This is a genomic window from Paraburkholderia sp. SARCC-3016, from assembly GCF_031119615.1.
Classification (GTDB): Bacteria; Pseudomonadota; Gammaproteobacteria; order Burkholderiales; family Burkholderiaceae; genus Paraburkholderia.
Window position 1 is genome coordinate 441356 of the sequence record NZ_JAVHZD010000001.1, and the last position, 26934, is coordinate 468289.

General features: G+C 61.7%; 30 protein-coding genes. 16 read left to right on the plus strand and 14 right to left on the minus strand.

Annotation, left to right across the window (positions count from 1 at the left end):
• Positions 1 to 14 precede the first annotated feature (14 nt).
• The 3 genes from QYH69_RS02005 to QYH69_RS02015 form a co-directional block, all read right to left on the minus strand.
• A complete protein-coding gene (locus QYH69_RS02005) occupies positions 15 to 1037 on the minus strand; it encodes a lysylphosphatidylglycerol synthase domain-containing protein (RefSeq protein ID WP_308830240.1) in 1023 nt (340 codons plus the stop codon).
• Positions 1038 to 1042: 5 nt separating this feature from the next.
• Entirely contained in the window at positions 1043 to 2338 is a 1296-nt protein-coding gene (gene hpnI / locus QYH69_RS02010; RefSeq protein WP_374992327.1) for a bacteriohopanetetrol glucosamine biosynthesis glycosyltransferase HpnI, read from the minus strand.
• Positions 2339 to 2954: 616 nt separating this feature from the next.
• Positions 2955 to 3635, minus strand: coding sequence for a VIT1/CCC1 transporter family protein (locus QYH69_RS02015; RefSeq protein ID WP_308830241.1), 681 nt, complete (start codon positions 3633 to 3635; stop codon positions 2955 to 2957).
• 408 nt (positions 3636 to 4043) lie between these two features.
• Here QYH69_RS02015 and QYH69_RS02020 point away from each other — a divergent pair, with 408 nt between their 5' ends.
• Complete coding sequence (locus QYH69_RS02020) at positions 4044 to 4508, plus strand: glycine zipper family protein (protein WP_308830242.1); 465 nt, start codon at positions 4044 to 4046, stop codon at positions 4506 to 4508.
• Between the two features lie 18 nt (positions 4509 to 4526).
• Here the strand turns inward: QYH69_RS02020 and QYH69_RS02025 are convergent, their stop codons facing one another.
• Entirely contained in the window at positions 4527 to 5726 is a 1200-nt protein-coding gene (locus QYH69_RS02025) for an MFS transporter (RefSeq protein WP_308830243.1), read from the minus strand.
• Between the two features lie 192 nt (positions 5727 to 5918).
• Here QYH69_RS02025 and QYH69_RS02030 point away from each other — a divergent pair, with 192 nt between their 5' ends.
• The 5 genes from QYH69_RS02030 to QYH69_RS02050 are packed head-to-tail and all read left to right on the plus strand — an operon-like array spanning position 5919 to position 10152.
• Positions 5919 to 6899: a chromate resistance protein ChrB domain-containing protein gene (locus tag QYH69_RS02030; protein ID WP_308830244.1), complete on the plus strand. Its 981-nt coding sequence runs from the start codon at positions 5919 to 5921 to the stop codon at positions 6897 to 6899.
• Positions 6896 to 8083 (plus strand): chromate transporter, encoded by a 1188-nt coding sequence (locus tag QYH69_RS02035; protein WP_308830245.1) that lies wholly within the window; start codon positions 6896 to 6898, stop codon positions 8081 to 8083. Before QYH69_RS02030 ends, QYH69_RS02035 begins: the two co-directional genes overlap by 4 nt.
• A gap of 31 nt (positions 8084 to 8114) precedes the next feature.
• Entirely contained in the window at positions 8115 to 8849 is a 735-nt protein-coding gene (locus QYH69_RS02040) for a superoxide dismutase (protein ID WP_308830246.1), read from the plus strand.
• Between the two features lie 58 nt (positions 8850 to 8907).
• On the plus strand, positions 8908 to 9951 hold the full coding sequence (locus QYH69_RS02045) for a YncE family protein (protein WP_308830247.1): 1044 nt from the start codon (positions 8908 to 8910) through the stop codon (positions 9949 to 9951).
• 30 nt (positions 9952 to 9981) lie between these two features.
• Positions 9982 to 10152: a hypothetical protein gene (locus QYH69_RS02050; protein WP_308830248.1), complete on the plus strand. Its 171-nt coding sequence runs from the start codon at positions 9982 to 9984 to the stop codon at positions 10150 to 10152.
• Positions 10153 to 10172: 20 nt separating this feature from the next.
• Here QYH69_RS02050 and QYH69_RS02055 read toward each other — a convergent pair whose 3' ends face one another.
• The 3 genes from QYH69_RS02055 to QYH69_RS02065 all read right to left on the minus strand — a co-directional run bounded on the left by QYH69_RS02055 (position 10173) and on the right by QYH69_RS02065 (position 11970).
• Positions 10173 to 10940, minus strand: coding sequence for an MBL fold metallo-hydrolase (locus QYH69_RS02055; RefSeq protein ID WP_308830249.1), 768 nt, complete (start codon positions 10938 to 10940; stop codon positions 10173 to 10175).
• A 386-nt stretch (positions 10941 to 11326) separates the two neighbouring features.
• Positions 11327 to 11458 (minus strand): hypothetical protein, encoded by a 132-nt coding sequence (locus QYH69_RS02060; RefSeq protein WP_308830250.1) that lies wholly within the window; start codon positions 11456 to 11458, stop codon positions 11327 to 11329.
• A gap of 17 nt (positions 11459 to 11475) precedes the next feature.
• The gene (locus QYH69_RS02065; RefSeq protein ID WP_308830251.1) at positions 11476 to 11970 is read right to left on the minus strand and encodes a ferritin-like domain-containing protein; all 495 of its coding nucleotides are present in this window, start codon (positions 11968 to 11970) and stop codon (positions 11476 to 11478) included.
• A gap of 250 nt (positions 11971 to 12220) precedes the next feature.
• Here QYH69_RS02065 and QYH69_RS02070 point away from each other — a divergent pair, with 250 nt between their 5' ends.
• The 5 genes from QYH69_RS02070 (at position 12221) to QYH69_RS02090 (ending at position 16304) form a co-directional block, all read left to right on the plus strand.
• Positions 12221 to 13108 carry a manganese catalase family protein gene (locus QYH69_RS02070; protein ID WP_308830252.1) on the plus strand — a complete coding sequence of 296 codons (888 nt, stop codon included), beginning with the start codon at positions 12221 to 12223 and terminating at the stop codon, positions 13106 to 13108.
• Positions 13109 to 13142: 34 nt separating this feature from the next.
• On the plus strand, positions 13143 to 13652 hold the full coding sequence (locus QYH69_RS02075; RefSeq protein ID WP_075156057.1) for a ferritin-like domain-containing protein: 510 nt from the start codon (positions 13143 to 13145) through the stop codon (positions 13650 to 13652).
• A 129-nt stretch (positions 13653 to 13781) separates the two neighbouring features.
• Complete coding sequence (locus tag QYH69_RS02080; RefSeq protein ID WP_308830253.1) at positions 13782 to 14423, plus strand: hypothetical protein; 642 nt, start codon at positions 13782 to 13784, stop codon at positions 14421 to 14423.
• Positions 14424 to 14561: 138 nt separating this feature from the next.
• On the plus strand, positions 14562 to 14870 hold the full coding sequence (locus tag QYH69_RS02085) for a hypothetical protein (RefSeq protein WP_308830254.1): 309 nt from the start codon (positions 14562 to 14564) through the stop codon (positions 14868 to 14870).
• Positions 14871 to 15008: 138 nt separating this feature from the next.
• Positions 15009 to 16304 carry a divalent metal cation transporter gene (locus tag QYH69_RS02090; protein WP_308830255.1) on the plus strand — a complete coding sequence of 432 codons (1296 nt, stop codon included), beginning with the start codon at positions 15009 to 15011 and terminating at the stop codon, positions 16302 to 16304.
• 55 nt (positions 16305 to 16359) lie between these two features.
• Here QYH69_RS02090 and QYH69_RS02095 read toward each other — a convergent pair whose 3' ends face one another.
• From QYH69_RS02095 to QYH69_RS02130, 7 genes are all read right to left on the minus strand, one after another.
• Complete coding sequence (locus QYH69_RS02095; protein ID WP_308830256.1) at positions 16360 to 17484, minus strand: sensor histidine kinase; 1125 nt, start codon at positions 17482 to 17484, stop codon at positions 16360 to 16362.
• Between the two features lie 159 nt (positions 17485 to 17643).
• Complete coding sequence (locus tag QYH69_RS02100; protein ID WP_075156058.1) at positions 17644 to 17946, minus strand: hypothetical protein; 303 nt, start codon at positions 17944 to 17946, stop codon at positions 17644 to 17646.
• Between the two features lie 439 nt (positions 17947 to 18385).
• A complete protein-coding gene (locus tag QYH69_RS02105; RefSeq protein WP_308830257.1) occupies positions 18386 to 18601 on the minus strand; it encodes a hypothetical protein in 216 nt (71 codons plus the stop codon).
• A gap of 728 nt (positions 18602 to 19329) precedes the next feature.
• Positions 19330 to 19596, minus strand: a complete 267-nt coding sequence (infA, locus tag QYH69_RS02110; RefSeq protein WP_075156061.1) for a translation initiation factor IF-1 — start codon at positions 19594 to 19596, stop codon at positions 19330 to 19332.
• 30 nt (positions 19597 to 19626) lie between these two features.
• Positions 19627 to 19851, minus strand: a complete 225-nt coding sequence (locus QYH69_RS02115) for a hypothetical protein (protein ID WP_308830258.1) — start codon at positions 19849 to 19851, stop codon at positions 19627 to 19629.
• A 483-nt stretch (positions 19852 to 20334) separates the two neighbouring features.
• On the minus strand, positions 20335 to 20547 hold the full coding sequence (gene rpsU, locus QYH69_RS02120; RefSeq protein ID WP_308830339.1) for a 30S ribosomal protein S21: 213 nt from the start codon (positions 20545 to 20547) through the stop codon (positions 20335 to 20337).
• Positions 20548 to 21031: 484 nt separating this feature from the next.
• On the minus strand, positions 21032 to 21235 hold the full coding sequence (locus QYH69_RS02130; RefSeq protein ID WP_308830259.1) for a cold-shock protein: 204 nt from the start codon (positions 21233 to 21235) through the stop codon (positions 21032 to 21034).
• A 339-nt stretch (positions 21236 to 21574) separates the two neighbouring features.
• Here QYH69_RS02130 and QYH69_RS02135 point away from each other — a divergent pair, with 339 nt between their 5' ends.
• The 5 genes from QYH69_RS02135 to QYH69_RS02155 all read left to right on the plus strand — a co-directional run bounded on the left by QYH69_RS02135 (position 21575) and on the right by QYH69_RS02155 (position 26832).
• The gene (locus QYH69_RS02135) at positions 21575 to 21811 is read left to right on the plus strand and encodes a hypothetical protein (RefSeq protein ID WP_308830340.1); all 237 of its coding nucleotides are present in this window, start codon (positions 21575 to 21577) and stop codon (positions 21809 to 21811) included.
• Positions 21812 to 22074: 263 nt separating this feature from the next.
• Positions 22075 to 24477, plus strand: coding sequence for a PAS domain S-box protein (locus QYH69_RS02140; RefSeq protein ID WP_308830260.1), 2403 nt, complete (start codon positions 22075 to 22077; stop codon positions 24475 to 24477).
• A gap of 191 nt (positions 24478 to 24668) precedes the next feature.
• Positions 24669 to 25676: a serine protease gene (locus QYH69_RS02145; protein WP_308830261.1), complete on the plus strand. Its 1008-nt coding sequence runs from the start codon at positions 24669 to 24671 to the stop codon at positions 25674 to 25676.
• 122 nt (positions 25677 to 25798) lie between these two features.
• On the plus strand, positions 25799 to 26029 hold the full coding sequence (locus QYH69_RS02150; protein WP_308830262.1) for a hypothetical protein: 231 nt from the start codon (positions 25799 to 25801) through the stop codon (positions 26027 to 26029).
• A 569-nt stretch (positions 26030 to 26598) separates the two neighbouring features.
• Positions 26599 to 26832, plus strand: a complete 234-nt coding sequence (locus QYH69_RS02155) for a DUF6723 family protein (protein ID WP_075158603.1) — start codon at positions 26599 to 26601, stop codon at positions 26830 to 26832.
• Positions 26833 to 26934: the final 102 nt, after the last annotated feature.

The window sequence follows — 26934 nt, forward strand, 5'->3', positions numbered from 1 at the left end:
TCAAGCTTCGACGTTCACCGGGTCGAACGTGCACGGGTGAAGCGGTCCGCTCGAACGGCAGGTTGGCGGCTAGAAGCCGGCGAATGCTCGGCGACCTGCCAGGCCAGCAGCCCTGGCAGGTAAATCAGCAAATCGCGTATCCGTCTTGCGCCCGCGAGCGCGAGACACGTCTCCGGAGTCAAACCGAGCAAGCCGCCGATCACCACGAATCCGCCTTCCTGCACACCGAGCCCCGCCGGCACCAGAAAGGCCGCGCTGCTCAGCATCTGGATCAAAGCCTCGAGCACGAACGCTTGCGCGAAACTTACATCGGTACCGAGGAAATGAAGCGCAAGCCAAAGCTCGCATGCGAAGCCCACGCATTGCAGCGTCTGCCAGATACACAGATAACGCACGACCACGCCGCGCTGCCGCCAGATCAGCTTCACCGACTGATCGATGCGTGCGGACCGGCCGATCAGTGCAACGAGCTTGCCGCTCGTCATCTGGTTGAGGACGCGCGCTGCCCGCTCGAACGGGCGCGCGTGCTGAACGAGTGCGAACAGCAATAGCACCGGCACGGCCACGGCGGCGACACCGGCCAGCCGCTCCATCACGGCGGCCGCTTGCGGTGACCCGTGATAAAGCACGTAGCAGGCAGCGGCAAGGGCAAAAACCACCTGGCTGATCAGCGTGAGCTGCATATCGACGACGAGGCTCGCCACCGCAGTGGCGGGCCGCGCGCCAACCCGTCCGAGCAGACGGAACGAAACGATTTCTCCGCCGATACGGGCGACGGGCAGCAGGCCGTTCACCGATTCGCGAATCCACACGAGCTTCAGCATGGCCGACAGCCGCGGGCGCTGTGCCGCGCGAATCAGCGAGCGCCAGTCCCATGCATTTGCCAGCATCGGCAGCACATGAACGAGCGCAGCCAGCACGAGCCCGGCACCCGCGTCTTTCAGCAGTCGGAATACGGTGGCCGGATGTTCGCGCCACACGAGCCAAGCCGCGGCGGTAACACCGATCAGGGCCAACGCCCGTCCGGGATATTTCATTGATTTCATTTCTTATGCGCTGGCGACAGAAGGCCTTCGTCGTCGACTTCGAAGCTGAATCCGCGCCACTCGACACGCGACGAGAAGAAACTCGCAATAAAGATGACGAACGATAGCGCATCCCACATCGGCAGCAGCCAGATTCCGCGATGGGTCTGCTGTACCGCGTTGTCGGAGCGCCACTTGAGCGCGAGCCGCGCGACGAGCGCGATGCCGGCTAGCACCCATGTCCACAGCGCGCCTCCCGACGCCAGTACCGCCAAGATGGCGAACGGAACCGGATGCATCAGCGCGGAGCCCAGATGCCCGAGCCGATCGACGGCCCGGATCGTCCGGCTCCAGCGCAATTCATGCGCGACGAACTTCGTGAAGCTCGTCTCGACGCACGCATGCCGTACTGTGAAGGGCGGGATGGCGACCGTCGCCCCGGTGCGCCGCACCGCGTCGCCGATCGCATGATCCTCGGCCAGATGATGAGCGAACTGTGTCAGGCCGCCGATGCGCTCGAGCATCGCGCGCTCCATCGCGATGGTCTGGCCAAAACAGGGGCGCGCCCTGCCAATCGCGAGGCCCGTTACGACGCCGGGCAGAAAATGATAGTTCGTCGCCGCTGCGGAAAAGCGCGGCCACCAGCCCGGCGCGCACAGTCCGCGATACACGCAGGTCACGAGTCCGACACCGGGGCTCTGCAAGGTGCCGACGACGTGCCGCAGATAACTGCGTTCCACGGTCACGTCGCTGTCGGCAAAGCAGAGCACATCGTGCTGCGCATGCTCGAGCATATTGACGAGATTGCCGATCTTCCGGTTCGGCCCGTATAGCCGCGAGTCGATCACCACGCTGACCCGCGCATGCGGATACCGCGCGCGCAGCCTGTCGACGGTCGCGAGCGCGACATCTGCGGGGTCGTGCACACCGAACACGAACTGCACCGGCCCCGGGTAATCCTGCTCGAAAAAACTGACGAGATTGTGCTCGAGATTCCACTCGTCGCCGCACAACGGCTTGACGAGCGTCACGCCGGGAAAGCTCGACGGCTGCGCACATGAGCGCGCAAAGAAGCGGCGCACGAACTCGCCGGCGAGCCACGTGTAGCCGATTCCCGGCACCGCGACCGCCGCACAGATGCGGGCCAGCAACACGCTCAGCACATGGGCGACATGCAACGCGGCGAAAACATTCGACGCCGACACGCGCGCGAGCCCAACAGGTATGCATAGGAACAGGACCACGCGCAGCGCGCGCATGTACCCGTTCGAGCGTCCCCGGCGCCCGCTCGATTCATCGCTGCGCGCGTTCATCGCACCCTTGTATGAGCGTTGACCTGAGGGACTTCGTCGCTTTGCGATGAACGCAAAGAAGGCACAGGAGGTCACCGCGTCGGCGCGCGCTGCCCGTTTTTCCAATGTAAGGTGTCAAGGAACCGTCCGGTCGAAGAGCCGGCTTCAAGGTCGACGGCCTCATGGTGGTATCGGGTTCGACACGGCACGGTGATCCGCGGTGTCAGCGCAGTGTTTCGAAATACTTGCAGCTCACTTCCAAAAGATCGACGTTTCTGTGAGGCGGCGCAAACACGTATCGTCGTCGAGAGACAAGGATGGTACTCGCGCTTATCTGAAGGAATTCTTAAGAAATGCGGCGCAAAATAATTTTTGCGCGGCCGACCTCGTTTCCGATTGTTACCAATTCGGATTCGCGGTCTATGGTTCTATCGGATTGGGCTCAATGTCGTCGCTATTTCGCGTCGCGTCGCATCGCAAAGCGCACTTTGGCCCGGGACGATGGCTTACGAAAAGAAAACGCGCAGGCCGATCTGCGCGCTTCGATGTCTTTGACGTCGGCCAGATCGGAGTCGCCCGACTCCGTCCGCGAGGAAGCCGGATACCCGGGTATTAACCTCACACCAAAGTGCGTCGATCAACCGCCGAGTGCAATGATCGCCATCGTCAGCAGAATGCCAAGCGCCGTCATGGCGAAGCCCGCTTTCATGGCGCCCGCATCGGTGTAGCGTCCTAGCGCAAACCCAGCAGCGAAAAGTATCAGAAGCGTGAGCACACGCGAGGCGATCAGTGCCGTCCCGAGATCCTTGACCACCAGAAAGGGCAGCGCGACCGGGAAGGTTCCCAAAACGACAAGCAGGAAGATGCCCAGCGCGCCGACGAAGTCCTGACGCACATATCTCGCTCGAGGCGGCAACGTCGGCATTGCCGCCACGCGTGCGCGGATTCGCTCGAGGTCGGTGTCTTCGACGAACTGTTTAAGAGTCTCAGGCAACGCATTGCGGAGGGCACGCACGGCGACCGTCTCGTCGCGTTCCCGTTGCACCGTTAGCGCGATCTTCAGGCGCTGCCCCCGATCGACGAGCGCGCGTACCAGATACATCACGGCATCGGCGAGTCCCCATGCGAGGTTGCATCCGAGTGCGGCAAAGAACATTTTGTACCCGGCGTCCTGGCCAGCGCCGGCCGCCTTGACGGCACCGACAAACGTCAAAGCCATGAACAGACCAAAACAAAGCTCGCAGACGCGGTCGACGGGCTTCAGAACCGGTTCGCGCTGTGCGGGCTCCGTGTGGCCGGCCGGCATGATGGTGCTCATTTCGCCCCCAACTCAACGTGGACAAGGTCGCGCTTCAACTCGGCAGGAAGGAGACGGACAGGACGACTACGGCGAGTGATGACCGCGGCCATCTCCCGGGCTGCAGCAGCGACATATCTGCATCACAGCGCTAATCAAGACAATGCCGATTGATTCATGTCAAGCCGATGCGTCAACCGTGGCTCGGGCTGGTCCGCTAAAAGGCTCATCGCAGAACACAAGAAGACAAGAACACAAGAACACAAGAACACCCACGCACCTTGTCCGATTGGCCGGAGTCTCCATCCTTGATCTGTCGCAATGGAGGACGCCCCTGGCGGCCTATGCTTGTATTGCATCGCGGCCGACGAGATGCGCGGGCAACAGTTGCGCGTCTTCTTTCAATGGCCGCCCATCAAGGAGCATCCCATGAACGTGTGGACGAAAATCGCGTCGATCGCCCCACTGCTGTGCCTCCAGATCGCAGCGCAGGCACAGCCCGTAGCGTACCCGGCCAAGGGTCAAAGTTCGCAGCAACAGCAAAAGGACCAATCGGCATGCGTCTCCTGGGCCAAGTCGAAAACCGGCGTCGATCCAGCTACAGCCGCGGCCGCTGCGCCGCCGCCTTCGGGGCCGGCGGTAGGAGGCGGTGAGAGGCTCTCGGGAGCCGCACGAGGCGCAGCCGGTGGCGCAGTGATCGGAGCGATCGCCGGCGACGCCGGCAAGGGGGCCGCTATCGGAGCGGCTACCGGCACAATGGTCGGAGGAGTACGGGCTCGTCAGAACAGACGGAATGCAGAAGCGTCCGCACAGGCTCAGAGTCAGAATGCCATGGCCGCTTTCAATCAGGCCTATTCCGCATGTATGAGCGGTCGAGGGTACACGACGCAATAAACGCTAGTCCTGCGCAAGCTAAGGCCTGCCATGCCGAGCCTTGCCGGAAAGAAGCAGTACGATTGTCGCCACACTGAACGCGACACCTGCATGGAACGTAGCGGCGGCCCCTACCTTGTCCCATAGTTCGCCCGCAATGATGCTCGACATCAACGTAACCGCACCGCTAAACAGATTGAAAAAACCGAACGCCGTGCCGCGCAATTGTGCCGGTGCGGTATGAGCCACCATGGTGGCAAGCAGTCCCTGCGTCATGCCCATGTGAAGACCCCACAATGCAACGCCCAGCAGCACGACGCCCCAGTGTGTTCCGTGTGCCAGCACGAGGTCTGAAGCGATCAGCACCCCGAGTCCGGCGATCAGCAGTTTGACAGGGTTCATCGTGTCGGCGAGCTTGCCGAACGGATAGGCCGACAGCGCATACACAATATTCATCGCGACGAGGAGGAGGGGAACCAGCGCAACGGGAACCCCGCTGCCCATCGCGCGCAGCACCAGAAATGCCTCGCTGAAGCGGGCCAGCGCAAACACGGCCCCGATAGCGACGACCCACCAATAGTTCGAGCCGAGATTCCTCAGGTTATCCAAACTAACGGGATTCACCCTCTTTGCGCCGGGTTCGCGTGACGGTTCCCGAATGCCGAAAGCCAGCAGCGCGACGGCGAGCAAACCTGGTATGACAGCGAGCCAGAAGGCAAGCCGGAAGTTGTCCGCCCACAATGACATGATGACCACAGCCAATAGCGGTCCGAGAAACGCGCCAATCGAATCAAGCGACTGTCGCAATCCGAACGCCGCGCCTCTCAGATGAACGGGCGTAACGTCGGCGACCAGCGCATCGCGCGGTGCGCCGCGGATTCCTTTGCCGATCCTGTCGATGACGCGCGCGGTCACCACTACGCCGATGGTAGGCGCGATAGCGAACAGCGGCTTGCTTAGCGCTCCCAGTGCGTACCCGGCTACCGCGAGCCATTTCCGGTTTCCAAGATGATCGCTCAGTGCGCCGGAGAACACCTTGACGATCGGCGCCGTCGCTTCCGCAATGCCCTCGATGAGACCGATGGTCGCCGCACTCGCACCGAGCCCGACCATCATGAACATGGGCAGCAGACTGTGAACGATTTCCGATGAGATATCCATCAAGAGACTGACACAACCTAGTATCCAGACGCTCCTTGGGACGCTTGCGAGACCGTTGAGTCGAGATCTGACTTCCATGTGTTCGTTCCATTTGCGACAAGGGACAGCGCGGTTCCGCGCGTGCAGCAGCCTACCATTCGACGCAGTGGTTAACGGCGCGCGCGTCAACGCCGATCCGGATCTCTCCGCACGGGGCATCGCGAATACCTGACTGCTGGCGTCAAAAAAGTTAACTTGTAGATGTTGTTACGCGTAAGTAGTATTGTCTACATGAACACGTTGATGACATGGTCGCTGCTCATTCTGACGCTTCCCACCGAGAACGCGACGGCGCGCATGCGTTTCTGGCGGGCGCTGAAAGCAAAGGGTTGCGCGGTTCTTCGGGACGGCATCTATCTGTTGCCTTACAGCGAAGAACGGGAAGCCGCACTGCGCGAACTCGCTGCGGCCATTGCCGATAGCGGCGGCAGCGCATGGCTGCTGCGGGCGCCCAGCGTCGATGCTTCGCAAGAAGCCGAATTCCGTGCGCTGTTCGACCGCGTCGACGATTACGACGCGTTGATCCGCGCGCTTTCTGATACACGCAAGACAGTGGCCGGCCAGTCCGCTGCCGATCTGACGAAGCTGCTGCGGCGCTTGCGCAAGGACTACGAGTCGATCGCCGCCATCGACTATTTCCCGGGCGAAGCGGCCACGCGCGCCGAAGTGGCCTGGCAGGACTTCGTCGCGCATGTCGACACGGTGCTGTCGCCCGGGGAACCGCACGCCGCCGATCGCGCTATCCGTTCGCTGTCAGTCGCGGACTATCAGCGCCGCACCTGGGCAACCCGTCGACGCATGTGGGTCGACCGAGTCGCAAGCGCGTGGCTCATTCGCCGCTTCATCGACCGCGACGCGCGCTTTATCTGGCTGACCTCACCCGACGCCTGCCCGGCCGATGCACTGGGCTTCGATTTCGATGGCGCGGCTTTTACCCATGTGGGCGAGCGCGTCACGTTCGAAGTGCTGCTTGCGAGCTTCGGTCTCGACAAAGACCCTGCGTTGTTGCGGCTTGCCGCCATGGTGCACGCGCTCGACGTGGGCGGTACGTCTGTGCCCGAAGCGATCGGCTTTGAAGCCATCCTGGCCGGCGCACGGGAACGCGCAGCCGACGATGACGAACTGCTCGCCGACATGAGCCGTGTGCTCGATTCGATGTACACGCACTTCGCCGCAAGCGAAACAAGCAGCGGCTCCGGAAAGCGCTCATGAGCACGACAGCGACTGCGAGCACGCCTTGCTACACGCTCGGCCAGATGGCGCGTTACATGCTGAAGCTCGGCACCTTCGGGTTTGGCGGACCGGTGGCGCTGGTCGGCTACATGCGCCGCGATCTGGTCGAGCAGCGCGGCTGGATCACCGAAGACGACTATCGCGAAGGGCTCGCGCTCGCCCAGATGATGCCCGGCCCGCTTGCCGCGCAGCTCGGCATCTATCTTGGCTACTTGCACTACCGGATCGTCGGTGCAACGGTCGCTGGGCTCGCGTTCGTGCTGCCGTCATTCCTGATGGTCGTTGCGCTCGGCTGGGCGTACGCGCACTTTGGCGGGCTGCCGTGGATGCAGGCGGTCTTCTACGGGGTAGGCGCGGCAGTGGTCGGCATCATCGCCATGAGCGCGTACAAGCTCACCACAAAGACACTCGGCGCAGACAGGCTATTGTGGGTCATCTATCTGACGCTCGCCGCCGTGACCGTCGTCACCGAGTCCGAGATAGCGTGGTTGTTTATCGCGGGCGGTCTTGCGAATTGTTTCCGCCGCGCACCGCCGCGATGGTGGCGCAAGGATGGCATCAATGCCGTCGCGATTGCGCAGGCGCCCGCATTGAGCGGCATGCTGAGCGGCCTCGATCTGTCATTGCTGAGCCAGCTTGGCGTGTTTTTCGCGAAAGCGGGCGCCTTCGTGTTCGGCTCGGGTCTCGCGATCGTGCCGTTCCTTTACGGCGGCGTCGTGACCGACCACCACTGGCTCAACGACCGGCAGTTCGTCGATGCGGTGGCCGTCGCGATGATCACGCCGGGCCCCGTCGTCATCACGGTCGGGTTCATCGGCTTTCTCGTCGCGGGCTTTCCCGGTGCCTGCGTGGCCGCGCTCGGCACATTCCTGCCTTGCTATCTGTTCACCGTGCTGCCGGCACCGTACTTCAAGAAATACGGTCGGCTACCTGCCGTGAAGGCGTTTGTCGACGGAATCACGGCTGCGGCCGTCGGTGCGATCACGGGCTCCGTGATCGTTATCGCGAAGCGCTCGGTGTTCGACTGGCCGACCGCGCTGCTCGCGCTCGCAACCGTATTGCTGCTATGGCGCTTCAAAAAGCTCCAGGAGCCCGTGATCGTCGTCGCGGCTGCCGCCGTCGGTCTTGTCGTCTATCCGCTTGTCCACCTGCACGCCCTGTGACCGGACGCGTGCGCGAATCTGCGAGGAACTCATGGCAACACGTCGTACCTTTTTGCAAAACTCTGCCGCGGTCGGCGCCGGGATGATGATGGCTCAGGCGCAAACGGTTTTCGCGGCAGACGGCGGCGTTTACATCGACAAACTTGTCGATGCGGACGGCAAGTATGTAGCCGCCCCGCTGCCATTCGACTACGGCGCGCTCGAACCGGTCATCGATGCGCGTACGGTCGAACTGCACTACAACTTCCATCACAAGCCGGCGGCGGCCGCGGCGAACAAAGCTGAAGAAGCGTTGGCCAAAGCGCGCGACACCGGCGATTTCGCGCTCGTGAAGTTCTACGAGAAGGAACTCGCGTTCCAGCTCTCCAGCCACATCCTGCATACGGTTTACTGGACGAGCATTTCGGGCAGGGGCGGCGAGCCGAAGGGCGATCTGGCGAAGATGATCGACAGCAACTTCGGCTCGTACGCGAAGTTCAAGATGCAGCTCGCCGCGGCGACCATCGCCACCGAAGCGTCGGGCTGGGGCGTCGTCGGTTATCACCCGGTGACCGGCAAGCTGATGATCCTGCAGTGCGAGAATCACCAGAAGCTGACCGCCTGGGGCATCCAGCCGATCCTCGTGCTCGACGTGTTCGAGCACGCTTACTACCTGAAGTATCAGAACCGCCGCAACGAGTACGTCAACGAGCTGTTCAACATCGTCAACTGGGACAACGCGGCGCTGAGGCTGCAAGCGGCGATGCCGTCCCGAAGGGCCGCCTGACATGCGTCGGACCGGTCGATTGTCGTAGCAGACAAGGCAAGGTGGACGGAGGAGCGTCATGAAGTGCACGCAGGCCTATCGCTCTTTCGCTCGATCCCTGATCGCGACGGCCTGCCTGATCGCCGCCGTCGCGGGACTGACTACCGGATGCCTTGCCAGGGATTCCGGCATACCGGAAGCGCGCGGTTTGCCGCTGACGCACATCGCCGACATACCATTGCCGGGTCGTGCGTCGCGATTCGACTACGAGACCTACGATCCCGGCCGGCATCTGCTATTCATCGCGCACCTCGGCGACAGCGAAGTCGTGGTATTCGATACGCTCGCTTCGCACGTGGTGGCCCGGATACCGGGAATCGCGGCGGTGCACGGCGTGCTTGCCATACCGGAGCTGTCCCTCGTGTACGCGTCTGCGACGGGAACGAACGAGATTGTCGCGATCGACGAACAGACTTTGAAGGAAGTCGCGCGCATGCCAGGCGGGGCCTATCCGGACGGTATGGCCTACGCGCCCGATGTCCACAAGCTTTACGTCTCGGACGAGACCGGGGAAACGGAAACCGTGCTAGACGTGCTGACGAACCGGCGTGTCGCAACCATTGCGCTGGGCGGCGAGGTGGGCAATACGCAGTACGACCCGGTCACGCGGCATGTTTTCGTCAATGTCCAGTCCCGAAAGCAGCTGGTCGAAATCGATCCGGCCAACGATGCCATCGTTGCGCGCATCGATCTGCCAGGAGCGCGAGGCAATCACGGCTTGCTGATTCTGCCGAAGCAACGCCTCGCGTTTATTGCTTGCGAGGACAACGACCGGCTGCTGGTACTGGATATGCGCACGATGAAAGTGACTGCGTCGTTCGACGTCGGCGGCGATCCGGACGTACTCGCTTTCGATCAAGGCACCGGCACGGTGTATGTGGCCGGCGAGAAGGGCATCGTATCGATGTTCGGCGTGGCAGGAGCAAAGGTCGCGAAGACCGGCGACGGTTCGGTGGGCCCGAATGCGCACGTCGTCAATGTCGATCCGGCGACGCACCGGTCGTACTTTCCGTTGAAGAGCGTCGACGGGCGTCCGGTGCTGCGGGTGATGGCGCCGCGATAACGGACGGGCTACCGCACGTTCGCAGCCGGCATGAGCAGGAGCGATCGTCCCTCCAGCGAATTCACGCTGGTGCTCATAGCGAACGGCACATCGCAGCGGGCGTACGAGGGCAAGCTGCTATACCTCGGCTTGATGGACAAAAAGCCGGGAGACCGGCATGGAGACGGGCTGAAGCAGGTGTGGCATACCGTCCAGCCATGACCTGCATGGCACCATCCGTTTCATGCCCGCTTCGCCAGATACGCATCCACGAGCTGAACCAGCCGTTCACGACCAAAGCTCGGATCGTGACCCGCATGTACCACCTGCACAGGAAGTTCGCGCAGACGTTTCATCGTTTGCACGTATGTCGGGATATCGGCGCCGCCGATTTCATCGAGCAGCGGACCGTCGTAAATTGCATCGCCGGAGAACAACGTGCCGGTGGCCGCTTCCCACAGCCCGATACTTCCCGGCGAATGACCGGGCAGGTGCAGAACTTCGAAATGCCGGTCTCCGAGATCGACGACACTGCCTTCCTTGACGATTTCGCCGACCGTTGCCGCGCGCACGTGATACTCGGACATCTGATAGTCAGCATCGGGCAGCGCAGTGATCAGGTCGCCATCGAACGGATAGCCCACATCGCGATAGCGCCGGATGGCAGCGTCACCCAAGACCGACGCGAGCAGCGTGCCGCGCTCGCGCGGCGCGCGCAGGTTGTCGGCTTCCAGTTCGTGCACGAGCGTATGTTCGAATTCGTGGTGGCCGCCGATATGGTCCGCATGCGTGTGTGTTGCGACCGCGGTCACCTTCTTCTGCAGTAGATGCCGCGCGGCCTCGCGCAGGCTGGCGATGCCCATGCCGGTGTCGATCATCAGATCGCGGTCGCGGCCGCGAATGTGCCAGATATTGCAGCGCATGAGCGGCACGACGTGCGGCTCCCACAGCAACGTGATGTCGTCGCTGATGCGCTTCAGTTCGAACCAACGGCTGGCTATCGGTAGCATGATCGTAGTCACTCGGGGTTGGCGGCGGCACTGCATCGAATTCATGGCCATAGCGGCCACGCAGCACGATGACGAATGATGATACGCCGCGTGGCCGGCGAGAAGCTAATGTTGCTTCGCGCCGACCGCGTAGCACATGCATAGCGGGCGCACGGCATGCCGGAGCTCAGACGAGCTTCCACTTGCCGAGCCGCGCCGATCACCGACCTCCGTGTTCATTCGCGTCGTCCCGTTCAGAGGCGCCAGGATTCATTCTGCAAAAGAAAGACAATGAGCCGATTCTTTGGTTGTGGCTACCGCCGCACATTCACATCGTCCGTGCTCAAGGGCGTTGAGCCGGTCGACCAGTGGGCGTCGCCACGAGAGCAGTGCGTTTTACACCGCCGTCAACTCGTCAGCGACATGCAGATCGCCAGCAGCCAGATGCCGACCTGATAAGCGAGCAACGCACGCTTGATACGGTCCGCAGTCCGTCCGTGGTACGGGCCCGGATGCACCGCGGCGGCAGGGGTTCGCATATGCGGCATACGAGCCTTTACTTGCCCAGTGCCTCGGCGGCCACTTTCTGCTCGGCGAGCAAAGAAAGCTTTTCGTCCGTCGCCTTTTCTTCCTTGAGCGTCTCGGCCAGCAGCCTGACGGCATCGTCTTGCCCGAGTTGCTTCGCGAGCGCAATGAGTGAGCCGTACGCTGCGATTTCGTAGTGTTCGACCTTCTGCGCCGCCGCGATCAATGCGACATCGAGCACCGGCCCTTTTTCGATCTCCTCGGTCTGCTCGCGGCCTTCTTCGACAAGCCCTTCCATCGCGACGCACTTCACCCTCTTCAGGCGGATGCCGGCGCCCTCGACCAGCTCGTCGATTCGTTCGATCTGACCTTGCGTTTCTTCCAGATGCGTCATGAAGGCAGCGCTGAGCTCCTCGTTCGTCGCCGCGCGCGCAAGCCGCGGCAACGCCTTGGTCAGTTGCTTCTCCGCGCTGTAAATATCGGACAAGGAGTGAACAAAAAGATCGTTCACGGTTTTGGCAGTCATGGTCAGTGCTCCATATCGAATGACATTGATAAAACTCCAGGCGCCTGGCTGCGCCAGGGCAAAGGGGAATGTGCATGGCGTGTGCCCGCTCCGTCATCTGCGGATGGATCCGTTTGCGCCGCGCAAAGCGCGTCGGCGCGCCGGAACGACGTCGGCTCGCAACGACCTATGAAGTTGTTGTGCCATTTGCACCGAGGCGAGCTAGGCACGCTGGATGCGGATTACGTTGCGCCTAACCAGGGAGGTGGCCATGTTTATGCACAACAAGCGACTGCAGTACACCGTTCGTGTCGGGGCGACGAACCCCGGACTCGCGAACCTGATGCTCGAACAATTTGGCGGTCCGCAAGGCGAGCTTGCAGCCGCGATGCGTTATTTCACGCAGGCAGTAACGGAAGAAGATCCGGGTCGCAAGGACATGCTGTACGACATTGCAACCGAAGAACTCAGTCACCTCGAAATCATCGGCTCCATCATTGCGATGCTCAACCGTGGCGCAAAGGGAGAGCTTGCCGAAGGCGTCGACCAGCAGGCGGAGCTCTATCGCAAGCTGAACTGCGCGGGCAACGACAGTCACGTCACGCAGATTCTCTACGGCGGCGGCACGCCGCTCGTCAACTCAGCGGGCGTTCCATGGACCGCCGCTTACATCGACACGATCGGCGAACCGACTGCGGACCTGCGATCGAATATCGCCGCGGAGGCGCGCGCAAAGCTCGTCTACGAACGCCTGATCAACGTGACGGACGACGCGGGCATTCGCGACGCACTCGGTTTTCTCATGACGCGTGAAGTCGCGCACCAGAAGTCGTTCGAAAAGGCGCTGTATTCGATCACACCGAATTTCCCGCCGGGGAAGATGCCGCCGAAGGAGGAATACGCGAACGTCTACTTCAAGATGTCGCATGACGGCGCTGTCGTGAATGCGCCCTGGAACAGCGGGACGGGCCTGTCGATCGAGACAGGAGAACCGGCCGTGGACGGTGGAGACGGCATGGCATCGGTCGAACTCGATGCACAGCAGGAAACCGCACTGACCGCAATGGCCGGCCGCCTGCGCTCGGACCCCGACAGCGACCCGCCTACCGGCGCCGAGCTGGGCAGCGGTGCCGCCGCACCCGACGCCGGCAGCAAATGATCGGTCTTTACATGGAACACACGGAGGAATAGCTATGACCACCCCACAGGAACACGTCGTCGACTGGCTGCGAGACGCATACGCAATGGAAAAGCAGGCCGAAACGATGCTCAAAGCGCAATCGGGACGCCTCGAAAACTATCCGATGCTGAAGGAGCGCATCGACCGGCACCTCGAAGAAACGCTTTCGCAGCAGCAGTTGCTCGAGTCGTGCCTCGACAGGCTCGGCAGCAGCCCTTCGGCGATGAAGGACCTGACGGCGCGAATGTCGGCGTTCATGCAAGGCGCGGGCGGCATGGCGGTCAGCGATGAAGTCGTGAAAGGCGGGATGGCCGGTTACGTCTTCGAAAATATGGAGATCGCGGCCTATACGACGCTCATCGCGGCGGCCAATGCCGCGGGAGATCTCGAGACTCAGCGCGTCTGCGAGCAGATCCTGCCGCAGGAAATCGAAATGGCCCGCTGGCTGCTCGAGCATATGCCTGAGACAGTGACGCAGTTTCTGGCGCGCTCGGCAGCGGACAGAAGCGAAGCGAAGCGCTGACGGTCGACAGGTCGGCGTCGTCAATTCGCTGAAGCCGAACCGGCGCCGATAACGCAAACGTCGTATCCGAGCCAGGCGAAAGCGCTGCATCGGGTCATGCGGAAACGCGATGTGATCGAGGAGCAAATCATGAGCGATCAACCATTGGACGTGCGACGCACGGGCGACACAGCGTCGGCCGCCGACCATGCCGACGGTCTGCCGGGTCTCGCGCGCGGACTCGGCTGGTTCAGCGTCGCGCTCGGCATTGCCGAGCTGTGCGCGCCGCGCGCGCTGTCGCGGGTCGCGGGAATCGATGCGAATGCAACGATCGTGCGGCTTTATGGGCTGCGCGAAGTCGTGTGCGGTATCGGTATTCTTGCCTCGCGTCAGCCGCAACGCTTCCTGTGGGCCCGCGTCGCAGGGGACGTGCTCGACGTCGGCAGCACCGCTGCGGCAGCAAAAACGGGCCACGCGCGAGCGGGGCGCCGCACGTTGGCGGTCGGCACCGCGCTCGCTGGCGTCGGCGCTCTCGATATTTATGCGGCACGCGCTGCCGCAGCTTCGCAAAGCGCCCGCCGCCGCGCCAGCACCGGGCCGCTGCTCGACTACTCGGCGCGCAGCGGCTTTCCGCAACCGCCACACGTGATGCGCGGCGCGGCGCGGGTTGACTTTCAGATCCCACGCGACATGCGTACACCCGAGGCGTTGCGTCCCTATCCAACGGCGGCCGGCACAAACGGCGCAAGCGGAAAGAACGTCGCAGACGCTTTGGGAACATCGTGGAAGTGAGCAGGCAAGTTTGCCCGTTACGTCGATACGCGCGCTGGTGCCGATCGCGCTTCGCGGCGGCTTTGTGCTGCGGTGCGAAACCGGGTACGCGCGATGCGCAGTTGCATCGACGTCAATCCGATCGATGAGGAGTTTGCGATGAGCGCACGTGAGAAAAATCAAGGCAACCCCGCACGCGAGAGCCATGAAGGCTTCAGCGACCCTGTCGAACGCGCGGATCGCCGCCGCGAGTCGGAACGCACACACGACGTCACGGTTGAGCGCGACGGCAAGGTGTCGCAAGAGCCGCATGGAAACATGGACGAAACGCTGGTCCCCAGCGGCAAGGACCATCCCGAGCAAGGCCCGTATGAGCCGGGACACGATCAGCTCGACCCCGCTCTGCAACCGGACCCGCAGGCACCGGAAGTGCCGCAGCCGCCGCGGGGCGCCACACGTCGCACCTGACGTGATGTCGCGGCACGCTGGCGGCCGCCCCGTGCGCCCGGAAACGGTCGCTGCCGCGTAGCCATTCGTCCGTTTGCTTCAGCAGCACGGGAACAGTTCGTGCACGTCACGATCATCGTTCCCATGCAGGCACGTCGCATGAATCGTGACTCGGACCAACAGACGCTGCGTGCAAACGGCAGGCGCGCCGAGCGGCCGGCACGCTCGTGGGCTGCCGACGTCGGCCCGGGTCTGGCGACGCTCGGCACCGACAACGACCCGAGCGGCGTCGCTACCTACACGCTGGCCGGCGCGTGGTTTCGCTACGACCTGCTGTGGGTGTGCGTGCTGTCCTACCCATCGATGATCGCGCTTCAGCTGATTTCCGCGCGCGTCGCTTCGATCACCGGCAAAGGGCTGACGGACAATATGCGCGAGCACTATGCTCCCGTCTTTTTTTACTTCGGCGTCGCGCGCTTCCTGATCGCCAACAGTTTCAACATCGCCGTCGACATACTGGCGATGGGCGCAGCCGTGCATGCCGTCGTCGGCGGCTCCGTCGCGGTGCTGTCGCTGTTGTGCGGCGCCGCGTCGCTAGTCTTGCAGTGGTGCGTCCCCTACGCACGCTATGCCCGTGCGGTTCAGTGGTTGGTACTAGGGATGTTCGGTTATGTCGGCGTTGTCCTGTTGCTTCAGGTGCCGTGGCACACCATTGCGATTCGTGCGTTTGTTCCGCGCATCGTCTGGACGAAGGACTACACGACGATGTTGCTCGCGCTGCTCGGCACGACGATCAGCCCGTATCTGTTGTTTTCGCAGGCCGAGCAGGAGGTGGAAGAGCGCAAGGAAAACGGACAGTCGGCGTCGTCGGTCCGCTCGGATCGGGAACTGCGCAAACTACGCAGGGACACGGCGCTGAGAACCGCGCTTTCCAATGGCGCTGCATTGGCGATCATGATCGCGTCTGCCGGCGTATTCGAATTGACGCGTCCAACACCGGGCCAACCGGTGCGGCTTGATCGCGTGCTCGAGCCTTTTGCGCATGGGTTTGCACCGCAGGTGCTCGGCCTCGCCCTGATCGGCTCGGCGCTGCTCGTGCTGCCGCCCCTTGCGGGCTCGGCCGCACAGGCGGCGGCTAGTGCTTTCCACTGGCAGCGCGGCGAAAGGCGCGACGCGCGCATTGCTTTCCTGCTCGTCGCGATCACCGCGACCGGAATCGCACTTGCCGTCACGATGACGATATTGCGCATCGATCCCGTCACCGCGCTTTATTGGAGCGCGCTCCTCAACGGCATGACGATGACGCCGATGCTCGTATTGCTGGTGCTGCTAAGTTCGAAACGCGCTGCCGTGGGCGATCTCGTCGCTCACTGGTCGCTGCGTATGCTTTGCTGGCTCGCGACGCTCGGCGCGGGCGCCGCGCTGGTCGCGCATTTCATTACGGAATTCGTATAGCACCGCTTCGTCTGTTCGTTCCTTCGCTCGCCGGTTGACGGTTTCACCGTGCGGGCTACGCCGCCCGCTGATGACACGGCAAGCGAACTGCAAATACCGTCTGGTTTTCGTCTGACCGCACCTCGATTCTCCCGCCGTGAGCCTTCGCGATTTCGGCCGCGATGTAAAGGCCCAGCCCCAGACCGCTCGCGTTCCTGCTGTCCTCGCCGGGACCGCGCCTGAGCGGATCGAAAATCGTCTCGATCGTTTGCGGGTCAATGGGCGGGCCGCTGTTCGATACCTCCAGCGATACCGCAGACGCTTCTCCGGTTAGCGCCACGCGCACTGGCGTCGTCTGATTGCCATATTTGAGCGCGTTCCCCACCAGATTGGCGAGCAGCTGCTGCAACCGCGCGCCGTCCCAGACACCTTGCGCGCGGCCCGCTACGTCGAGTTCGATCAGGCGTCCAGGATGAGCCGCACGGAGTTGATCGAGCGCATCGGCAATCAGGACCGCCAGATCGACATCGGCCGGCACGATGTTGATGCCGAGCCCCAGTTTGATGCGATTGAAATCGCATAGATCATCGAGTAGCGACTGCATGCGTGAGCCACTGCGGATCAGTCGCGCCGCGGCGTCCGAGACGTCCCCGCCTGCGTTCAGCGCGGCAAGATAGGCCGCTGTCATCTGGATGGTCTGCAACGGACTTCGCATGTCGTGGCCGAGCATACCGAGCAACAGGTTACGAGCCTGTTCGACCTGGTCGTTGAAAAATTCGACGGATTCGGCAACAGCCTGATCAATCGCCTCGTTGAACCGGATCACGTCTTCCAGATTGGTGTCTTCGGCCGCATGGTTGTCCATCCACAGGCGCAGAACGCTGGCACGCAACGCACGATATTCCGCAGCCAGCTGATTGACGGAAAAGCCACTGCGCGCGCGCAGCAACGCATGAGTCTGCGCAGCTGTTTCCGGCGCATCGATCAGTTTCGGGGCGTGTCCCAACGACTTCTCGTGCTGCTCGTCGCGCGTCTGGGGAGTCGATATGTCTTTTGCCACCGCCTGCAGAATTTGTTGCGCATGGTCGCGCAGCGCGGGGGAGCCCATGTTTCTGGCCGCTGGTTGCAACGTCGCGGCAAACGCTTCCCACTGTGCAAGGATTTCGTCCATATGCAGCGCGATGAACTCGGCGAGTCGCATGTTGTCTCCCCAGGGACCGGAGCGGTAAGCGTATAAGCAGGGTTTGCGGTACCGATATTACCTCTGACGAACGCCTTGACGCCGAACGCGGACCACCCGAACGGTTCCGCGGGAAAATCATGCTCCTGATGTCGGAAGGAATGCGTGCAACACGCGCAATTATGTCGGTGCGAAAACAATCGCGCCCCGATCCTCGAAATGCGTTGCTCTACGCACGAAGCGATATACGTGCCCGGCGATCTCCATTCGATTGAGGCCGGATCTTGTACGGCGGAGGATTTCCTCGGCAAGCGATGCTGCGATCGACCCGTGAAAGATCAGCAGGCTCTGCGTCCTGGCAGCGTTACCGACATACATTGCGCAAGCGTCGTTGCATGCCTGCATCATGATGACGCTCTCGCCCGCATTGAGCGAAAGGTCGAGATATTCAGCCAGATTCAATAGTGACTCGTGAGCCGTCATGATGCTCCTTTCCAGGACACAGATTGCCCGCGCGACGAGCCGATCCCGGTTATCGGCGAACGACTTCAGAGCATGGTCAACAGTTCGAGCTGATGCGGCGTTTCTGCGCCGCTGATCAATGAGAACATGCACCGCGTCGCGCGCTCCTCGGCCGAAAACGTGTGCACGGCCGAGAAGGCGTCCCACACGGCGCCATCAAGCGGCGTAGCGACGCTGTGTCGACGTGCGAATACCTTCAATAACTGACTGGCCCCCCGATTGATAAGACAGCGGTGAACGTCAAGAACGTAGCACTCGTGTCCGGCACGCAGTACCAGATAGTGCGGGACTGACTGTCGGGGTTCACCCATGGCGATCGATCGCGCGAGGGGCGCCGCTCGCATCGATTCCCCAGCGCTCGTCCGGGGCATGGCGACAACGGCGGACGGGCCGCCCCACACTAGCCGTAGCGATGCTCGAGCCATTCGATTGCCCATTCGGTAGCAAATCTGACGGCGTCTTCACGCGCGTCGAAACCCGCGAGGTCGCCGCTCACGAGGATATCCTGCCGGCCGACTCCATCGCGACTACAACTGATGGCGGCATGAGCCATGAATTCGCCATCGGCCCGACGCGGTGTCGGGTCGATCTGAAAAATCGAGGAATTGAAGCGCATCTGATCTCTCCACGCGGATTGCCCGCACCATGTCCGGCCCTGTATCCGCGCGGGCCTTTGTCCTGGCTACGTCGATGACGTAACCGCGATGCGCTCATCGTTCGCAGTCCCAGATCGTCTTGTCCGCTGTGCAGGAGTCGATCAGATGTTCCGCGTACGCAGTCGATGCTCGTCTGGCGTCACCGCTGCTGCCGAATGCCCGCTTCACAGTGAGTACGAAGACACGGCTTCGCGTCTCGTCGACTTTTGGGCCAGGTTCGTTGATACGGACAGCCGCATCGAAACCTTCTTCGTAGCTGCGGCTGAATCCTGCTTTCGTGGGTCGTCGCGGGAATACGAGTGGCTGGACTTCCAGCCCTTTATAGACGTAACTGGAGGCTTGCATGAAATACCTCTGGCCGCGGTGCGGCGGCGTAGTGTGTGCGAGAAAGGTCGACGCAGACCGTGCGGTCCGATCAACAGGGAAGAGGCTAGGAGATAAAGGCGTGCCGGTGGCCAGCAGGCGGGCGGACGCTCAGGGCACAAACGGAAGGAATCGCCGAGGCGAGCGCGGGGCATCGGTGGACGGAACCATGGTACGCGCTTCCGGGTGTTTGTACAGCGATTTTTCGGCAACCGGCGGGCGACGTGGACGAACGAGCCCGTGGATGTCGACGCACGTCAGATACGAGGGCCGGTTGTCGTTACGGCGCAGTAGAGCGCCGCAACAGATGCGGACTCGCTGCGCATCAACGGCGGCGAAATGCGCTTCGTTGCGTTGCGCCGCTGCTTCGCTCGTCCTTATGCCGGAAATTGATTCTTCCCTTCGTCAGGTCGTATACCGAGAGTTCAAGCGTGACGCGATCGCCCGCGAGGATGCGAATGTGATTCTTGCGCATGCGGCCGGACGCGTACGCGCCCACTACGACGCCATTGTCGAGCGTAACGCGGTAACGGCTGTCAGGCAGTACTTCGTCAACGATACCGTCGAGTTCGAGTAGTTCTTCTTTTGCCATTCGAGTTTCCTGATAGATGGGGCATTGCCGTCAACCGCGCGTGTCGACCCAGGTGCGTGCCCAGCGTGTGGAGTGCCGCAACGCCTGCTCTTCACTCGCGAAGTAATCGAGCGAATAGAACTCGTAGCGGCCTTCGGCGTGCGCGCGTTCACCGCATTCGAGCAGCAGGTTGGATGAGAAACTACCGTCGGGCAAGCGATGCGCCGAGGGTTTGACGGCATAGCCGTTGTACTGTTGAATTCGTTCGTTTTGCATTTTGATTATAGTGCTGTTCGATGGGGCGCCGCGCGCGTCATATGACGGCGAGCTGATTCGCCTCTTTTCAAAGAGGGTGTGAAGCATCAAGGAGGGAGAGGACAACGAATACTGCCGGGAAGCGAGCAATTGATGAACAGCAATCGAACTTCTTGAACTCCAAGGGAACAGAGTACCTGCAGGACAATAGCGACGTCAATGCTTAACTTGTAACGGTTGGTACGGAATTGAATGACGGTGGGTAGCGAGAAGCAGCTCGCGGCTGCCGATAGCAGACAAGTCTTTGCAAAAAAATCGCATGAGAGACGGTTTTCCAGGGCACTTTATTTCGCGGCCCTAAACGCGATTACTCGATTCGGGACACAGCCAGGCTGCCACCCCCGATGGCGAGGCCGTAGCCGCAGCGCCCGTGCATCGATGCGCGAGAGACCCGCGGTGGCCGCTACACAACCGCTTCAGCAGGGGCTGCCTGGCAGTTCCCGGTCAATAACGCTTTTTCGGCGGCAACGATCGCTTGATCTGCTTGCGCAGGCGTGCCACTGCAGCAGCCTTTTTGCGCGTGCGTTTTGTCGTAGGTTTTTCATAGGCCGTCCGCGCACGAAGCTCCTGAATCAAGCCGGTGCGCTCGATCGCGCGGCGGAAACGGCGTAGTGCAACTTCCACGGGCTCGTCGGGTTTCAGAATTAAGGTAGTCACTTTGTTTCCTGGTTGAGGTCCTGCGGCAATGACGACGATGATGTGGATCGGCAAACAGCGTCGTGGCACACGTGGGGATAGCGGCCGACAGCCGCATATCGCGCCGTCACGACGTCGCAACATAGGGTTAGCGTCGCGCCACCGTTCCGTTCATCCTTGTGTCGAAGTTAACTCGTCCTTTCATCGGGTCGTATACCGCGCGTTCCGGCGTGATCCGACAGCCCACCAGGATGCAAATGCGATTCTTGCGCATACGCGCACGGCTGGGCAGGCTCAGAGCCGTTGCGTACGGCGCGTGACGCTACCGCGGAGAAGCAAAAAAGGACGTTGAAGCTAGAAGCCGGAACGACGTGCAACGAGACGTACGGCGCCGGACAAGCTGCTGAATGACAGCTCAGACGAGCGATTGGGCGATGCGCGAACCACGCTCCCCGAGGGTTGCGCTGCAAACCGGCGTCCGCCGCCGGTTTGCAGGCCTTTGAAATTACAGCGGCTTGATGTTTGCCGCTTGCAGGCCCTTCGGGCCCTGCTTCGTTTCGAAGCTTACCTTCTGATTTTCGAGCAGCGTCCTGAAGCCGTCGCTTCTGATTTCAGAGAAATGAGCGAACAGGTCTCCGCCGCCGTTGTCGGGGGTAATAAAGCCGAAGCCTTTACTGTCGTTGAACCACTTGACGATACCGGTATCCATAACAATCCTTGAGCAAAAATGAAAGTTTCCTCTATTAAAGAGGACGTGAAGCGTCAAGGAGAGAGAGGACAACGAATACCGCCGGGAAGCGATCAATTGATGAACAGCAATCGAACTTCTTGAACTTCTGGGTGCAGGCTACCTGTCCGACAGCACCGTCGTCAATGTTTATGTTGTAACTGCATGTCGGCAACCGCTTGCAGAGTGACGTCCTGTTTTGGTTGCTTGGGCCGGAAACGCCCCTCGAACGGGAACCGATCGCGTTCGCCGACCGGTGTATGGTACGAATAGCGATTGCGCGACTGGCAGTGCGCCTGTAATGACGAGATAGGGGCTTTCATGCACCGGATGATTACGTATCGCAGTTTCGAGATTCACGTCGAACTCGCTCCTGCTGCCAAAGACATGTTCGACGTGACGGTTCAGATCAAGGGTGGCGCAAACGTCGATGTACTGGGGGCGAGGGGAGACCGCGTATCCCTGCGCAATGGGCCCTTTACTGAACGATGGGCGTACCTGGTAGGCGAAGTCGCTGGTCAAGCCGCAATCGACGTGCTGCTTGGGCCGGATGCATGATTAATCGCTGTTTGCTCTGCTGACATGAAAAATTCTGCGCATCGTGCCCGCTCACCGGCGCTTCGAAGTCGGAGACCTCAGCGAGGTTTCGCATGCGCGCCGATGTACCTGTGCCATGGGTGAGTAACGAACTGCATCGCACAGGTCCACCGGCGCCGTGCGGCAAACAGCCGGCACATTTCAGCCCTTTTTCCGCGCGGGTGCACGGATTGCTAGAGATAACCATTTCTTAAAGCTTCCGGGGCATCGACATCCGTGACTGAATGAACGACATCGTGCCAACAACAGGTGAGTCCGGTTCTGCCTGGCTGCGGCTATGGGCCGACACCACCTGGGATTATTCAATTTTCGCCCTCTCTTTGGATGGCACGATCCTGACGTCGAACCCTGGAGGGAGACGCATTCACGGATATCGGCCCGAGGAAATCATAGGGCGCTCATTCTCCCTTTTTTACCAGCAGGCCGACCGTGCCTCCGGTGCGCCGCAGGCGGCGCTAAGCGCCGCGACGCAGACAGGACGCCACGCGGTCGAGGGCTGGCGGCTCCGCAAGGATGGCTCGCCGTTCTGGGCGAACGTGGTGATGACGGCGTTGCGCGACGGTAATGGCCAGGTAAGCGGGTTCGCCAAGGTGGTCAGCGACGTCAGCGACAAGAAAGCAGCTCACGACGCCGTCCTCAAAAGCGAACGCAATTTCCGTCTTCTGGTTCAGGGCGTTACGGACTATGCCATCTTCATGCTTTCGCCAGACGGGTATGTGACAAGCTGGAATTCGGGCGCGCGCCGTATCAAGGGCTATACGGAAAGCCAGATTATCGGCTCGCATTTTTCACGGTTCTATCCTCCGGAGGACGTCGCGGCCGGCGTTCCCTTGCGGGGGCTGGAGACAGCGAGACGCGAGGGGCGCTTCGAGGCCGAGGGCTGGCGGGTACGACGGGACGGAAGCCGCTTCTTTGCGCACGTGGTCATTGACGCAATTCACGAAGATGGCGATCTGGTAGGTTTTGCAAAGATCACGCGCGACATTACCGAGCGGCGGCGAGCGGGCGAACTGCTCGAACAGACGCAAAGGGCGCTGTTCCAGGCGCAAAAGATGGAAGCACTGGGCAAACTGACGGGCGGCGTCGCGCACGACTTTAACAATGTTCTGCAGGTGATGCGCGGGAACCTCGAGCTGCTCGAGAGCAGATACGGACGTGATGCGTGGAGCTCGGAGCGCCTGGGCAATGCGATCGACGCCGTGGACCGCGGTGCGAAACTCGCCTCGCAATTGCTGGCCTTTGGCCGGCAGCAGCCTCTCGCGCCCGTCGTCGTCAATCCGGCCCGTCAGCTCCAGGCACTTGACGATTTGCTGCGACGGGCCCTTGGCGAGACGATCCAGATCGAGTCGATCGTTGCGGGTGGCTTGTGGAACACCGTCGTCGATCCGCATCAGTTCGAGAATGTGATTCTGAACCTGGCGATCAATGCACGCGACGCGATGCCGGATGGCGGCAAACTCACGCTCGAACTCGCCAATGCGACGCTTGACGACGAATACGTCGCGTCTGTTGCCGACGTCCCAGCCGGACAATATGTCATGCTGGCCGTTACCGATACGGGAACCGGCATGAGCCACGAAGTGATGGAGCGCGCGTTTGACCCGTTTTTCAGTACAAAGCCGGAGGGACAAGGCACAGGGCTCGGTCTGAGCATGGCCTACGGCTTCGTCAAGCAGAGCGGCGGCCACATCCGGCTCTACAGTGAAACCGGCGTGGGGACAACCGTGAGGATCTACTTGCCTCGCTCCATGGGCACGGCCGTCGAAACCAGGCGGTCCATGGGGGGCGGGCTCGTGCGCGGCAGTGAGACGGTCCTCGTCGTGGAGGACGATCTGAAGGTTCAGTCGACCGTCGTCGAACTTCTCTCGGGACTTGGTTATTCGGTGCTAAAGGCCAACGACGCCGAGCAGGCGCTGGCTGTCGTTGCGAGCGGCGTGCATATCGACCTGCTGTTTACGGATGTGGTCATGCCAGGCGCGCTGCGCAGCCCGGAAATGGCTCGCAGGGCGGTCCAGATGTTGCCGGGGCTCAAGGTGCTTTTTACGTCCGGCTATACGCAGAACGCCATCGTGCACGGCGGCCGGCTCGATCCCGGTGTCGAACTGCTAAGCAAGCCTTATAGTCGCCAGCAACTCGCGCTCAAGCTGCGACAGATGCTTGACGGAAGCCGCATTGTAGCGCATATGAACGATACGCGCGGCGATGACAGGGCCGGGTCGGCCGCGAATGCCCGGAGCATGCGCGTACTTGTCGTTGACGACGATGTCGCGTCACTGGACGCAACCTGCGAGCTACTGTCGCTGATCGGCACGAGTCCGCGGCGCGCGGAGACTGCGGCGGAAGCACTCGCTGCGCTCGATGCACACGAGTTTGACGTTCTGTTTACCGACGTCGTCATGCCCGACATGTCGGGCATCGACCTCGCGCGACGCGCTCTCGAGGTTCGATCTACGCTCCGTATTATCTTCGCTTCGGGAAACCCGGTCCCGGGCCAGGAAAGGCTGGCATTTGAATGGTCGGCCTTGCGCAAGCCCTTCACGCTGGAGCAGTTGCGCGCAGCGCTACGTCCGAAGAGTGACCGGCATGCTGGCGATGGTCGACCGAAGTCGATTGACGATGGGTGGTGAAGGCAAGGGTTCGCGTGGTGCGGAGGTCCAGGTCGCCGTCGGATTGGTCGCGAGCGACCGGCCGGAAGAAGGCCCTCCGCTGTCACCGAGCCTGTTTTTTCCGCAGAGTCCGCGCTGGCTCCGGAGGGATTGGGCCACCATAGATCATCGTCACCGGTTAGCGAGACGTTGATCGCAACAGGAGACTGAAGATGAAACCGGCTTTGGTGGAGCTATACGCCAGTCCGAACGGCGACCGGTGGCTTCTGGGTCTCGGCCCTGACGAACTTCCCGTCGTTCACCATGTCCCGACCGCCGCATCGGGCGGCCGGTCATCCACGATTCCGGTTGCAACGTTCCTGTCGTCAGGGCATTCGGCGCCGCAACGCGACGCTCTGCTTCATCTGATCGGCCAGTTCGTACGCGATCAGAAGGATTCCCCGCCATCTTCATCAGACGCACGCACGGCGCTATCCACGCCCGCCGCGGATGCGCTGCTTCTCACTGGGGCGCGCGTCCGGACCTTCGCGCACACGGAGCATCTCACGAATGCGAGTAGCTTCTTTTTCGATCGTGACGGCCGGCTCTTTCTGGTGACGAGCCGCCATGTCGTCTGCGACGAACCAAGCCGGCACTTTCCGGATCGACTGGAGATTGAGCTTCACGTCGACCGCGACAATCTCGGCGCATCGACATGGTTCTCCATCCCGCTATATGCCGAAGGTGTCGGCCTTTGGCGGCAAGGTACAGACGACGCGGGCGCGATTGACGTGGCGGTGCTCGAGATCCGCAGGGATCGGTTGCCGGCGGACGCGGTGTTCAGCTCGTTCAGTCCCGACCACCTGCCCAGACCGGGGACCGTCGTGCCGATTGGCGCATCGGTGCTGATCGTCGGATTTCCGCTTGGGTTTCACGATTCGCTGCATCACCTGCCTGTTGTGCGGCATGGCGTCATGGCGTCGGCGTTCGGCCTGCGCTTCCAGGGTAAAGGATGCTTCGTTACCGATGCGCGAACGCACCGGGGCACGAGCGGCGCGCCGGTCGTCATGAGCCATGTAACGACCGGGCAGGAGACAACCGGCGCCGCTCTGCCGTGGCTGCTTCTGGGCGTCCATTCATCTACCATTGATATGGGCGCCCGGGATGTGCACGTCGACGAGACACTGGGCCTCAACAGTACGTGGTATTCAGACGTTCTGATGACTCTGACCAGCGACTGATCGATAAAGCGGACGGAATGAAATGCCGCCGCCAGTGACGCCACATTGAGCATTCGAGCTTTGGCTCGATAGAGTAAGTCGAAGCGCACCCGCATGGCTGCGCAGAATTTCCCGAGGACTTCATGATGAACAAGCCCTACATCAGCGCGGAAGCGATTCTGGAGCTGTTTCATACGACGGTCGAAGATGGGGCAAGCCAACCCGCCTCATCGGATTCTCTGCACTGGCTCGCTGCGTTCCTTGCCCGCGAGCGCTCCACGATGAGCGCAGACGACTGGGACGGTCTCGTGCGGCTGGGGGCGCAACTATGGCGTGCTCACGAGGCGTGGGATGGAGCGCCGAGAATGCGTTGATGTCGAGAAGGCCCGGGCATCGCCGAGCGCCTCTCAACCTGTTCGACTATTTTGCGAGTGCCGCCACGAGGTCGGCAGACATCCAGACGCTATGCAGGCAGACCGGCAAGAGGTGAACGCAACGGCGCCGCCGTCGATCCGTCTCGTGCACGCGTCAAGGATCACCGAACGCGCCGACGCGGCGGGACCGTATCACCGCCGCGCGATCCGCACGATTAAAACGGTCACCGACAAGAACAAACCTGTCCGGGATCTGGCATCCGGTGTATAGTCGGCTCTTGCTCAGGGGCGTCGATGCCCGCGGGCCGACCGGCACCTGTATCAGGGATCCGAATTATCTACTGATCTATTCGCGCCTATTCTCGCGCTTTGATCGCCGTTGAGGCTATTCCGAAGGCTTCTACACCGCCGTGTGCATCTGAACGCCACGGTTAAATCCCGTGCAGTATGTCCCGCACAGCGGCGCCATCGCACAAGGCTTCACCTGGTTAGTCGCATGCAGGGAAACTACCGGCGCCCGCGGCTATCGGTACACGCGCACCGCGCGTCGCTGGCACGAGGAATGACAGATGGCGACCAGTCAGGCAGGAGGCGGGCGATACGACGTTACGATTTCGTTCCGGCGGACCTCATACGGCATCGTTCCGGCATTAAGGATTGTGCGGCTACGCGATGGCCGTCTCATCTATCCGTTCGAGGGGTGCGCCGACATGCCAGTCTGCGCCGATACCGAGACCGCCATGCAATATGCTCGCGCTTGCGGAGAAAAGTTCGTTAATGGTGATATTGCAGTGCCGGAATGAGCCTCTCGAACTAATTCACCGCTTGATCCAGTTGACGCTCCCGTGCAACCGTTTCTGAACAACCGGCGCTTATCACGCGATGCCTGGACCGGACGCGTGGAC